The 12291-nt window shown below is 60.9% G+C and carries 10 protein-coding genes; 6 read left to right on the plus strand and 4 right to left on the minus strand.

The window, feature by feature from the left end:
- The first annotated feature begins 22 nt into the window (after positions 1-22).
- The 6 genes from panD (at position 23) to JOE65_RS14680 (ending at position 6154) form a co-directional block, all read left to right on the plus strand.
- Complete coding sequence (gene panD / locus JOE65_RS14655; protein WP_205163879.1) at positions 23-451, plus strand: aspartate 1-decarboxylase; 429 nt, start codon at positions 23-25, stop codon at positions 449-451.
- Between the two features lie 202 nt (positions 452-653).
- Positions 654-1967 carry an extracellular solute-binding protein gene (locus JOE65_RS14660; RefSeq protein ID WP_205163880.1) on the plus strand — a complete coding sequence of 438 codons (1314 nt, stop codon included), beginning with the start codon at positions 654-656 and terminating at the stop codon, positions 1965-1967.
- Positions 1964-2926: an ABC transporter permease subunit gene (locus tag JOE65_RS14665; RefSeq protein WP_205163881.1), complete on the plus strand. Its 963-nt coding sequence runs from the start codon at positions 1964-1966 to the stop codon at positions 2924-2926. The genes JOE65_RS14660 and JOE65_RS14665 overlap by 4 nt, the downstream gene beginning before the upstream one ends.
- Positions 2926-3768, plus strand: coding sequence for a carbohydrate ABC transporter permease (locus tag JOE65_RS14670; protein WP_205163882.1), 843 nt, complete (start codon positions 2926-2928; stop codon positions 3766-3768). The genes JOE65_RS14665 and JOE65_RS14670 overlap by 1 nt, the downstream gene beginning before the upstream one ends.
- Before the next feature lie 27 nt (positions 3769-3795).
- Positions 3796-5052 carry an ABC transporter ATP-binding protein gene (locus JOE65_RS14675; RefSeq protein WP_205163883.1) on the plus strand — a complete coding sequence of 419 codons (1257 nt, stop codon included), beginning with the start codon at positions 3796-3798 and terminating at the stop codon, positions 5050-5052.
- Between the two features lie 118 nt (positions 5053-5170).
- Positions 5171-6154, plus strand: coding sequence for a hypothetical protein (locus JOE65_RS14680; protein WP_338021662.1), 984 nt, complete (start codon positions 5171-5173; stop codon positions 6152-6154).
- Between the two features lie 182 nt (positions 6155-6336).
- Here the strand turns inward: JOE65_RS14680 and JOE65_RS14685 are convergent, their stop codons facing one another.
- From JOE65_RS14685 to JOE65_RS14700, 4 genes are all read right to left on the minus strand, one after another.
- A complete protein-coding gene (locus JOE65_RS14685; RefSeq protein ID WP_205163884.1) occupies positions 6337-7170 on the minus strand; it encodes an endonuclease domain-containing protein in 834 nt (277 codons plus the stop codon).
- Between the two features lie 249 nt (positions 7171-7419).
- Complete coding sequence (locus JOE65_RS14690) at positions 7420-9435, minus strand: NHL domain-containing thioredoxin family protein (RefSeq protein ID WP_205163885.1); 2016 nt, start codon at positions 9433-9435, stop codon at positions 7420-7422.
- 124 nt (positions 9436-9559) lie between these two features.
- A complete protein-coding gene (locus JOE65_RS14695; protein WP_205163886.1) occupies positions 9560-11686 on the minus strand; it encodes a bifunctional copper resistance protein CopD/cytochrome c oxidase assembly protein in 2127 nt (708 codons plus the stop codon).
- Between the two features lie 123 nt (positions 11687-11809).
- Positions 11810-12094, minus strand: a complete 285-nt coding sequence (locus tag JOE65_RS14700) for an HU family DNA-binding protein (RefSeq protein WP_205163887.1) — start codon at positions 12092-12094, stop codon at positions 11810-11812.
- Between the last annotated feature and the right edge of the window lie 197 nt (positions 12095-12291).

Here is a 12291-nt window from a genome sequence, read left to right on the forward strand (position 1 = left end):
CCGGGCGGTAGACTTGCACGTGATGATTCGCAAAATGTTCAAGTCCAAGATCCATCGCGCAACTGTCACCGAAGCTGACCTTCACTATGTCGGCTCCGTGACGGTTGACCTCGACCTGCTCGAAGCCGCGGATATTCTCCCCGGCGAACTCGTGTCGATCGTGGATGTCACCAACGGTGCGCGGCTGGAAACCTACACCATCGCCGGTGAGCGCGGGTCCGGTGTCATTGGCATCAATGGTCCGGCGGCGCACCTGGTTCATGAGGGTGACACCGTCATCCTCATCACCTATGGGGACATGACCACCGAGGAAGCCCGCGCCTACGTGCCCACCGTGGTTCACGTCCGCCCGGACAACACCATCATTGCGCTGGGCACTGACCCGGCGGAATCGAAGATGGAAGACCTGCATCGGCCGCCACACGCGCTGAACAACGTCGCAGTCAAGTAGCGCGCCCGTCAAACACTGAGCTGCCCAGCTCATCTCGTCGTCCTCTCACTGTTAAAACAATTTCGGTATTCCTTACACGACTTCATAGCTCAGTGCTCGCATTGTTGCCCTTCTGGGCATAAGGTTCCATTCAAAGGTTACTGAGGGACCCCGCGGGGTCACTGAATCTGAACGTCTACAACGGTGTGGAGGCCCAGTGGAAATGCCGAACCAACCAGCGGGGAAACCGGCACGCAAGCGCGTTACCGCTGCCATGTTCACCCTGATCGCCAGCAGCCTCGTCCTCTCCGGCTGCGGGCCGGCACAGGCGGATAATACGCTCACCTGGTACATCAACCCGGACGACGGCGGCCAAGCCGCCATCGCGGAGAAGTGCACCGAGGAGTCCGGCGGGGAATACCGTATCGAGACTTCGTTGCTTCCCAGCGATGCTGCTGCGCAGCGTGAACAGCTCGCACGGCGCCTCGCGGCCGGGGACGCGTCACTGGACATCATGAGTATTGATCCCCCGTTCATTCCCGAACTTGCTGAGCCAGGCTTTCTGGCGCCCATACCCGAGGACGTGGCCGAACGCACCACCAAGAACGTCCTCGAGGGCGCAATGGCTGGAGCCACGTGGAAAGACGAACTCGTGGCGGTACCCTTCTGGGCCAACACGCAGATCCTCTGGTACCGCAAGTCCGTAGCCGAGGCCGCCGGCCTGGACATGAGCAAACCCGTGACCTGGAAACAGATCATGGACGCAGCTATGGAACAGGACAAATATCTGGGGGTCCAAGGAGCACAGGCCGAATCGATGACGGTTTGGGTCAACGCCCTGATCGAATCTTCGGGTGGGGAAATCCTCAAGAACCCAGAGGCCCCCGCAGATGAACTTGAGTTGGGCCTTACCTCCGACGCCGGACGGACGGCGGCGGAGATCATAGGAACCATCGGCGATGAAGGTTTGGGCGGACCGGGATTGGCAACGTCCACCGAAAACGACTCGATGATCCAGTTCCAGTCGGACAAGGGTTCCTTCATGGTCAATTACCCCTTCGTCTGGCCCGCCACCAAAGCCGCCGTCGAAGCTGGCACCCTGGAGCAATCCGTCCTAGACGACATCGGCTGGGCCCTCTACCCCCAAACCGTAGACGGCCAGGACACCGCTCCCCCGCTGGGTGGAATCAACCTGGCAGTTGGTGCGCAGAGCGACAATGTGGAGCTCGCCTACAAGGCGATCGAATGCATCGTGCAACCGGAAAACCAAGCCACCTACTTCGTCACCAACGGCAACCCGCCGTCGAACGTTGAGGCATACAAGGATCCACGCGTTGAAAAACAGTTCCCCATGGCGCCGACCATCCGCGACTCACTTGAACTGGCAGCCCCCCGCCCGCAGACCCCGTACTACAACGAGATCTCCACGGGAATCCAGCAGACCTGGTCCCCACCCGGAGGGGTTGAACCCGACATCACGCCCGCGGAGTCCGAGGACTTCATTACTGCGGTACTCAGAGGGGAGAAACTGCTGTGAGTCATGAAACGGCCACCGATCAGAAGCACGCCGGCCAGCACCGCAAGCAGAAAAAATACGTCAGCGAGCGCGCCAAGTCTGAGAAACGGCTGGGCTGGCTTCTGGCCGGACCGGCGTTCATCATGATGCTTCTGGTGACGCTGTACCCGATCCTCCAGGCGTTCTTCGACTCTCTTTTCGCCTTTCGCCTGACCGCACCGGATGAACGGGAATTCATCTGGTTCGCCAATTACATAACAGTGCTCGGAGACTCGGTCTGGTGGAGAGACTTCGGCGTCACCGTCATCATCACCGTCATCACGGTCGCCGTCGAGCTTGTTCTTGGGTTCGCCCTGGCGATCGTCATGAACAAGGCCATCAAGTCCCTGCGCGGCCTGCTGCGGACCGCCATCCTGGTTCCCTACGGCATCATCACCGTGGTCTCTGCCTACGCGTGGTTCTATGCGTTCGACATCAATTCCGGCTACGTCAACAGCTGGTTCGGGTGGCTGCCGGGCATCGATCAGGACCTCAACTGGTTCGCCGAGTTCTGGCCATCGCTGTCTGTGATCATGGCTTCGGAAATCTGGAAGACAACGCCGTTCATTTCGCTGCTGCTCCTCGCGGGCCTGTCGCAGGTACCCGGTGAGCTCACGGAAGCAGCTGAGGTCGACGGCGCCAGTTGGTGGGAGCGGATGCGCAAAGTCATCATTCCCAACATGAAAGCGGCCATCATGGTCGCCGTTCTATTCCGCGCCCTGGATGCCTTCAGGATTTTCGACAACGTTTTCATCATGACCAACGGGGCACACGGCACCGAAGTCCTCTCACTGCTGGCCTACCGAACATCCATCACACGGCTGGAGATCGGACTCGGCTCGGCGATATCGGTGTTGCTCTTCATCTGTGTCCTGATCATCAGTTTTATAGCGGTCAAAGGTTTCAAGGTCGATCTGGCCGGTTCACAGGAAGGTAAGTGATGAGGAAATCCTCGGGCCGCGAAAAAATGTGGTGGGCGCTCATCAGCGTCTTCGTGCTGGTGTACGCGCTGTTCCCGGTTGCGTCCATCTTCGCGACGTCGTTCAAGGCGCCAAGCGACCTGACCTCCGGTAAGTTCCTGCCCACCAACTGGACCGGTCAAAACTATGAACAGATCCTCGTCGGTTCCGCCCAGGACCTGTTCCTCAGCTCACTGCGAAACTCCATCGGGATCTCGCTCATTGCTACGGTCATCGCCGTCATACTGGCCACCTTTTGTGCGTATGCGATTGCCCGTCTCGACTTCCCCGGTAAGAAACTGGTGCTGACCACTGCACTGGCCGTCTCCATCTTCCCGGTCATATCGATAGTGACTCCGCTGTTCAATGTCTGGCGGACCATCGGCCTGTATGACACCTGGCTTGGCCTGATCATCCCCTACCTTTCGTTGACGCTTCCGATTTCCATCTGGACCCTCACAGCGTTCTTCAAACAGATTCCGTGGGAACTCGAGCAGGCGGCACAGGTAGACGGCGCGACGACGTGGCAGGCTTTCCGCAAGGCCATCATTCCGCTGGCCGCTCCCGGAGTATTTACGACGGCGATCATCGCGTTTTTCATTGCCTGGAACGACTTCGTCTACGGAATCTCGCTGACGTCAACAGAAGCAGCCCGTCCAGTTCCGGCGGCGCTGGCGTTCTTCACCGGAGCCTCCCAGTTCCAGGCCCCCACCGGCGCCATTTCGGCCGCCGCGATTATCGTCACCATTCCGATCATCCTGCTGGTACTGCTGTTCCAGCGCCAAATCGTTTCCGGCCTGACCCAGGGCGCCGTCAAGGGCTAGCGCCCTACTCACAGAAAAGGATTGAGCATGGCTGCAATCACCCTCAAGAACATTGTCAAGAAGTACGGGGACGGTTTCCCCGCCGTCAACGACATCAGCATCGACATTGCTGATGGCGAATTCGTGATCCTCGTGGGCCCTTCCGGCTGCGGTAAGTCCACACTGCTGCGCATGATTGTGGGCCTGGAGGACATCACCTCCGGCGACGTGATGATCGACGGCGAGCGTGTCAACGAGAAAGCGCCGAAGGACCGCAATCTGGCCATGGTGTTCCAGAACTACGCGCTATACCCGCATCTGACGGTTTTCGAGAACATCGCGTTCCCGCTGCGGCTGGGTAAGGGAAAGGGTAAGGAAGAGGAGATCAAACGTCTCGTTGAAGAGGCCGCGAAGACGCTCGAGTTGACGGATCACCTGGACCGGAAGCCAGCCAACCTCTCGGGTGGACAGCGGCAGCGTGTGGCCATGGGCCGGGCCATCGTCCGAAAGGCCGATGCGTTCCTCTTCGATGAGCCGCTCTCAAACCTCGACGCGAAGCTTCGGGGACAGATGCGGTCAGAAATTTCGCAGATGCAGCGCAGGCTGGGAACCACGTCCGTGTACGTGACACACGACCAAACAGAAGCCATGACGCTCGGCGACCGGGTCGCCGTCCTCAAGAAAGGTGAGCTGCAGCAGATCGCGTCGCCGCGTGAACTCTATGAACAGCCGGTCAACATGTTTGTTGCCGGGTTCATCGGCTCCCCGTCAATGAATTTGCTCCCGGCGACCATCGACGGCAACGTCATCCGGACAGCCATAGGCGACATCGAAATCCCTCAGGAGAAGGCAGCCAAGGCCGAGGGACGCGAAGTTGTCCTGGTAGGCATCCGTCCAGAGTTCTTTGAAGATGCCTCCCTCGTGGAGGACCACCAACTCGGCCACGGTTCCACGTTCACCGCAGAACTAACCCACACCGAGTGGCTCGGCAACGAACAGTATGGCTACATTCACTTTGACCCTGCCCCGGAAGTGCGTCAGTTGCTGGATAACCTTGCCCGCGATATGGACGCCGACGAGCTGCGCCCCCAAGTGGTTGTGACCCTCGATGCCTCCAGCCGAATCCGGGGAGGGCGTCCCGCCGAACTCTGGTTGGACACCCGCAAACTGCACCTGTTCGACGCCGAAACCGGTGAGAACCTGACCCGTGACGCCGAAGAAGGCTCCCGGCTGACCGAAGAAGCCAACGCTGAACGCGCGGACGAGATCGACGCCGCCAGAAACGAGGCAAGCACCGCATCCTGATCTCAGACGGGCCCTGGATTGGCTGAGTTGACGGAGAGTGCGGCGCGCTTCCACGCCGTCTGCGCGCAAAAGGATAGACTGCCGAAATAGTGTCCACATCAACAGGAATTGCAGGAGCGTGCAGGCAAATTCCCCGCTGATCAGAGTGCTCACAGCATGGTTGCTGGCACTCTTACTTGCTGTGGCCGTGGGCGCTCTCACCATCTTCTTGGTCAACAGCCGCGTTTTTGGGCCCGAACAGCAGATTCGACATTACTTCGAAGCGCTCAAGGACGGCAGCGGCGAAGAAGCCCTCGGGATACTCAATGCCCCGGCGCCCAAGGCCAACCCATCGATGCTGGACGGCCCGGCACTCAGATCAGCCGCTGCGTCCATCGACAACCTGGAGGTCGGGGACCCGGAGGCCTCCGGCGGAAATCGTGTCATAGTGCCCGTGACCTACACCGTTGACAACGTGGAAGCCAACAGCAGTTACATCCTTGAGAACACCGGCACGCGCTGGCTCTTCTTTGACACCTGGACATTTGTGGCCGCGCCGCTACCGACGATGCAGCTATCAGTGATCAACCAGAACACTGCCACCCTCAACGGGACTACCGTAGCCATGCCCGAGGGTCAAAACTCATTCGCCGTCTTCTATCCGGGCAAGTACGAGAGTCACTACACCAGCGAGTACTTTGCTGCACCAGCGCAAAGCACCGTAGTCGCCACACGGCAGGACAAGGACCGCATAGCGCTGGCCACCCGAGCCACAGACAAACTCCGTGACGACGTGGGCCAACAGGTCAAGAAGTTCCTCGACGAATGCGCACTCCAGAAGGTCCTCCAACCTGCCGGGTGCCCCTTCGCCTTCGATACGGAGAACCGGATCGTCGGCAACATCAAATGGAACATCACCGAGTACCCCGAGATTGTCATTGAACCCAACGATGGCAACTGGATCATGCGTCCGCTCTCCGGAACTGCGCTCCTGACCACTACTCAGCAGGACCTCTTCACCGGCCAGATCATCCCGCTGACCATAGAATCGCATTTCAGCTTCACCGCCCGTCTCGACGTGACCGACTCCAACATCACCGTTACCCCGGTCGTCGAGTACTGATCTGCTGACGAGCCGCGGGCGGCCGTCGTCGTCGCCTCCCGCCGCCGTCGTCGTCGTTGTCACGGACTCCATCCATCTTTGACCACGCCCGACGGCGTGTCCCTCAGCTGACTAGGGACGATGGTGGTGGAAGCCCGCAAAGTGGGATAGGTACCGCGGGCCAATTAACGATCAACGCGGGGCTAGAACGGAATAGCCCTGCCCGACAGCGCCGCCGCGATCAGCCTCAGCGCGTCCTCGGGTCTGTACACGACGTCGTCATAAACGAAGCGCAACACCTTGTAGCCGCCCACGGTTGCGTGGTTGTCGCGGCGCCTGTCTTTCTTGAACTGTTTTTTCTCCCAGTGTTGTTCCCCATCGATCTCGATGACCAGGAACCCCTCCACCAAAAAATCCACTTCACCGATTCCTGGGATCCACACGTGCGATTCAAACCCGTAGCCGGAATCCACGAGGAGTCGGCGGGCCAGTATCTCGGGTACCGAGTCCGCCCTGGGCGTTGTGTAGTCCAGCAACTTTCGGGCTTTACCGTTGCGGTTGCCGGTGAGCTTCGTTCTGAGGAAAGCGGCCGTCGTCGAACCTTGTCCAATGGCGGATTGAAGGAGCACCAGCGAATCGGGCTCGGGCAGGCAATGGACAGCGTCCACCAAGGTATCGATGAGTCCAGCCATCGGCAAGAAGGGGTACTCCTGCTCGGGTCCCCGGTGGATCACCACACCGGGCAGACCAAGACCGCGTGGACACCTGATGTGAACATGGGACGCCGGATGCAGCACCCACAGGCGGTGATGCCCAGCCGCTGACACGCAGGACAGCGCGCCCCCGTTGATGCGCGCCGCCACAACCGCGGGATTCGCCGCTGGCAGTGCAACCACTCCCCGCCGCGGTTGCACCAGGTCCTGGCTACGGACGGCAGCGCGGACCGCATGTTCAGTGGCGCCGGCTCGCAGCAGCGGACCCACGCGCACGGCGCCGCCAAACCTTTTGACCAACCCCACCACATCCATAACTGACATGTTGGTCCATGTCAGCGAGAGTTTCCGCTTGAGCCGATGCTTTGTGGATAACCGGGATCACGGTGCCTCTGGGGAGTGCCCGGCGCCCGGAGTGCTTCGGCTTCGGCCGGATGCCCGCGGAACCTGTCCATCTTTGACCATGCCCGACGGCGTGTCTCTCACCTGACTAGGGACACTGTCGCGGGAAGCCCGCAAAGTGGGACAGGCACCGTGGTGCAGCTCAAGAGTCGGAGCAGTGACCCCAGGAAACTAACTCATTCCGCGCAGGTCTAAGGCAAGCTCAGTCTCGCCACCTTCGGCCACGACGACAGGGATGCCCCAGTCCTGCTGGTACAGATGACAGGCCGCATGGTCCGGGATGTCGCCCCCGGGAGCGCCGTCGCATGCCGCCGCGCGTGCGGTGATGTGCAGAACGCCTTCGGAGACGTCAGGGGCAAGGACCACTTCGCGGAACAGCCCGGTCGCGGTGCCACCGCCAGAGACCAAGAGTTCCTCTGGGGAGGCCGATATCTTCAGCTGGGTGGGATCGCCCCAGCGGTCGTCGAGCTTCTGACCAGTTGGCGCCGAGAATCGCACGGTGAGCCCCACAGGCCCGCCGAAGAGGGTAGAGCGTGGCCGCTGAGTGGTCGAAGCACCCTCGTCCACGGCGAGCGCTTCTTTGGGCAGCGGCACCCGGACTAGTTCGTGTTTGTTGGTTTCCACCACAATCAGCAGCGGTGAACCGCCTGATTCTATGGGCGTCAGGTCAACAAGAACGTCTGAAGGCTCGGACAGGCCGCGAATCAGTGTGGAAACCTGCCCGCTGACAGGATCGTAGCGACGAATGGCCCCGTTGTAGGTGTCCGCAATCGCCACGGAGCCATCCGGCAGGCCGGCTACACCGAGCGGGTGCTGGAAGCGCGAGTTCTCTCCCGGACCGTCTCGGAAACCGAAATCGAACAGGCCCGTTCCCGCAACGGTTTCCACGCGGACTCCCGGTATGGACGGTTGGAAGGTGAGTTTACGGACGGCGGACGTTTCCGCGTCGGCTACCCAGATATTGCCCGCCGAGTCCTCAGACAGGCCGGATGGCTGAGCAAACCAGGCGCCGCTGGCGTCGCCGTCGAGCAGCCCTTCCAAGCCCGTTCCGGCCACAATTTCTACACCTTTGCTCACAGGGTCAAAGCTGAACAATTGGTGAGTTCCGGCCATGGCGATGACTACACGGTTGAGTGCGGTGGACCAGAGCACGTCCCACGGTGAGGACAGGGCCAGATTGAGTGGGTCAGTGCCCAGCCACATGTCCGTAAGTCGGGGCTCTCCGGAATCGAAGGTGAGGTTATCGTCGGATTCACCAGCAGATACGCTCGCGGAGCCAGCACCGGCGCCAGCTGGCTGTCCGGCCTCCGACAGCTCCGAGGCACCGGTGTGGTTGCCGGGGTCCAGGAGCCGCTGCACGCCGTTGCCAGCAATGGTAGTCACGCTGCCGGTGGACAGCGAGACCCCGCGCAGTCGATGGTTCACTGAATCGGCGACGACGAGATCATACCCCGCCTGCTGCGCTACCGTATCGGGGAGCAGCGCGAGGCCCTGCGGTTCGCTGAACTGTGCTGTTCCGGCCCCGCCGTCTTCCCACCCGCGCTCTCCTAAGCCGATGGTACGCAGCACAGTGGAGAGGTCCTTGTCCAGCTCGACCAGACGGTGGTGGCCGGTGTCGGCAACGAGAAACGAGCCACTCGGGAGTGCCACTGCTTTACCGGGAAAACGCAGGTCTCCGGCGGTGCTCTCGGTCGGAACGTATGGGCCATCGCCTCGATGGAGCGTCCCTTTTGCTTCGTGCTCAGCAACAAGCTCCGAGATGAGCGTGTCCAGTCCGTGCGCGTGGCCCTCACCGGCCAGGTGCGCCACAATGTAGCCCTCAGGATCGATGACGACGAGGGTGGGCCAGGCACGAGCAGTGTAGGCCTGCCAGGTGGTCAGCTCCGGATCGTCGAGGACGGGATGCCCGATCTCATACCGCTCAACGGCAGCGGCCAGCGCGTCCGGATCGGCCTCGTGCTCAAACTTCGGGGAGTGTACGCCGACCGTCACCAGCACATCCGGGAACTTCTCCTCCAGAGGCCGCAGCTCATCCAGGACGTGCAAACAATTGATACAACAGAACGTCCAGAAATCGAGTAAGACGATCTTGCCACGGAGGTCCGCAAGGGTGATTTCCTTGCCTCCGGTGTTCAACCAGCCACGGCCCACGAGCTCGGACGCCCGGACACGATAGTTATTGCGCATTGACTTCCTTTTCGCCAGCACAGGCTCTTGTAGAGCACAGGACACCACAAGCAACCATTATCGGGCCGGCGCTATTCCGGCCGATAATTTTGTTGCGTCCACCGCGTCACAGTGGGGATCTACGTCACAGGCCGTGCTGCCGGTCTCGTTCCTGCAGCTTCGCGAACATGTCGTTGTACGCGTTGAGTTCGGCCTCGTTGTTTCGCTCCGCAGCTCGGTCCACCCGTTTGCGTTCGCGGGCATCGTTGCGGGACCACATGAGAGCGACACCAAGGGCTACGGCGAGGGTGGGGATTTCGCCTATTCCCCACGTCACGGCTCCACCGAGCTGTTGATCGGCGAGCGCAGACGGCCCCCAATCGCGTCCCATGTTCCCAAACCAGGAAGCCTGCAACAGCGACGTTGCGCCCATCAGTGCAACGCCAAAGAAGGCGTGGAAGGCCATCGTGGCGAACAGGAGCAGCAGACGCAGCGGGTACGGTGCCCGCCGGGGAACCGGGTCCGAGCCGATCATGCTCAGAATAAACAGGTAGCCGGTCAACAAGAAATGCAGGTTCATCAGCTCATGGCCCGCATGGTATCTCAGAGCAAAGCCAAACAGCGGCGAATAGTAGAAAATAATGATGGACCCAGCGAAGTTCGCGGCGGCAAACAACGGGTGGGTCACCAAGCGCGAAAACCGTGAGTGCACGCCCACGAGAATCCACTCGCGGATCCCGCGCGTGCCGTCCCGCCGCGGTGTCAGCGCCTTCAGTGCAAGTGTCACAGGTGAGCCGAGAACCAGGAACAGAGGCACCATCATGGTCAACGCCATATGTCCCACCATGTGAGCACTGAACAGCACCATGCCGTACACGGCAGGAGCACCGGACGTCACGTAGGTCAGCCCAACAAGTCCCACCATCCACGCAATAGCGCGTAGGACCGACCAGCTGTCGCCGCGTCGTCGGACCTTCACCATTCCCACGATGTAGGCCACGGCGACGATCACCGCGAAAGCAACCCAGAGCCAGTCCCAACGCCAGACCGTGAGCCACCGTTCAGCGGTCAGCTCGGGCGGGAGCTCGTAGCCGGTGAGGATACGGGCCGGCGTGGCATCCGGCTGTAGTTCTTCAGGGACAGGCGGTGCCGTTCTGGCCAGCGCGACGGCGACTCCCGAGACGGCTGCCATGATGACCAGTTCCACAGTGATCAGCTGCCACAGAACAGCTTTGGCTGACTTCCGCACTTCCAGCTGCGGGATAATCCATTGACGGTGCAGGTAGCCGATGACGCCGAGAAGGATAGTTCCGGCCGTCTTGACCGCCACCAGGGAGCCCCACTCGGTCCCGAGTTGTGAGAGGTCAGTCATGCGGATGGAAGCGTTGACCACACCCGAAAAGAGGACCAGGGCGAACGCAAGCCCGGCAAGGGTTGAGAAGCGGCGGAGAACACTAGTGGTGATGTCCCGGTCCGTGGGACGGGGCGCAGCTGACCCAGAGAATGTTTGGGCGGCGCCGGCGGAGAGCTTGGGCGCGATGACGGCCAGAACAATGATGCCTCCCACCCAAGCGGTGACCCCGAGTAGATGCAGTGCGATGGAGTTGACGGCGCCGTAGTGGTCATCGCCCCCAGCGGAGTGGCCGATGAGCGAGAGCGGTACCAGAGCGCCGAAGGCCAGAATAGTGGTGAGGGCAAGACCAGTGAGGTTTCGGACGCCGAAGGTCAGCGTGGCGACAATAGCAGCGATGATGGACACCGACAGCCAAGCCCTCCCGGTGGCGAAATCCGTGAGGTAGGCGAGCAGGCCCTCCGTGAAACCGGGGTCACCGCTGAGGGGAATGCCGGCTACATCAGAATATGTGAGCACCATGATGGCCAATGCGGATAACGTCCACACAACCGCGGCACCCGAGGCCAACGTCATGGTGCGTGTAAACGCTGGATGTTCCCCGCCGCCGTCGTCGTCGGGACCCTTCCGCCGATTACCGGACCAGTTCAACTGCCGCGGGAGGATTCCGACTGCGAAAATCAGCGACCCGATCACCGCAGACAAGGCGATGTTGTGAACGGCTTTGGAGACCGGAAGCGCCCACCGGGTGAGAGCCCCGGGGTCTGAGAGGCCCCGAGGGGCAGCCGCGCCGGTGTAGAACAGCGACACAGCGAGCGCAATGAGCAGGACGGCCCCGCTGACACCCAACCATCGCCGCGTCCCGCCAGAGCGCACGCTGAGGGCTGTTGGAGCCTTGGGTCTGCTGGTTGTCTGCACCACGTACCTATTGTCTACCCGCTGTAGAAATAGCGCGAATCAGGGTGAGGCTTCTCCTCTCACCGCTTAAAGCCAGCAGGGCCACACCCCCGGAAGGGTGCGGCCCTGCTGAAAAACTTGAAAAAATTACTTCTTGGAGACAGCAGCCTTCAGCTTGGAGCCAGCGGTCAACTTGATGCTGTGGCCTGCTGCAATCTGAATGGTCTCGCCGGTCTGCGGGTTACGACCCTGGCGGGCAGCACGGTCTGTGCGCTCCACTGCCATCCATCCGGGGATGGTGATTTTCTCGCCATTTGATACGGAGTTGGCGAAGACCTCGAACACAGCGTCGAGAACACCGTTGACGGCGGTCTGGCTGTTTCCGGACTTCTCTGCAACTGCTGATACCAGTTCACTACGATTCATAGCCAATTTTGTCCTCCTGGACTCTTTGTTAGCCGGAGCGGTTCACGGGTGCGAACCGCCTCTGTGACGAAAACTTACCAGCTTGTCGCCGAAAGGCCCGTAGATTTTCGGGAATTCGCCGGATTTTCAGCGTTTTCTTAGGCTTTTTTCCAATTTTCTGTCCGATTTCGCCCCGCGGCCCCTTTGCACGGGCCTCTGACCTC

The sequence above is a fragment of the Arthrobacter roseus genome (assembly GCF_016907875.1).
GTDB lineage: Bacteria > Actinomycetota > Actinomycetes > Actinomycetales > Micrococcaceae > Arthrobacter_J > Arthrobacter_J roseus.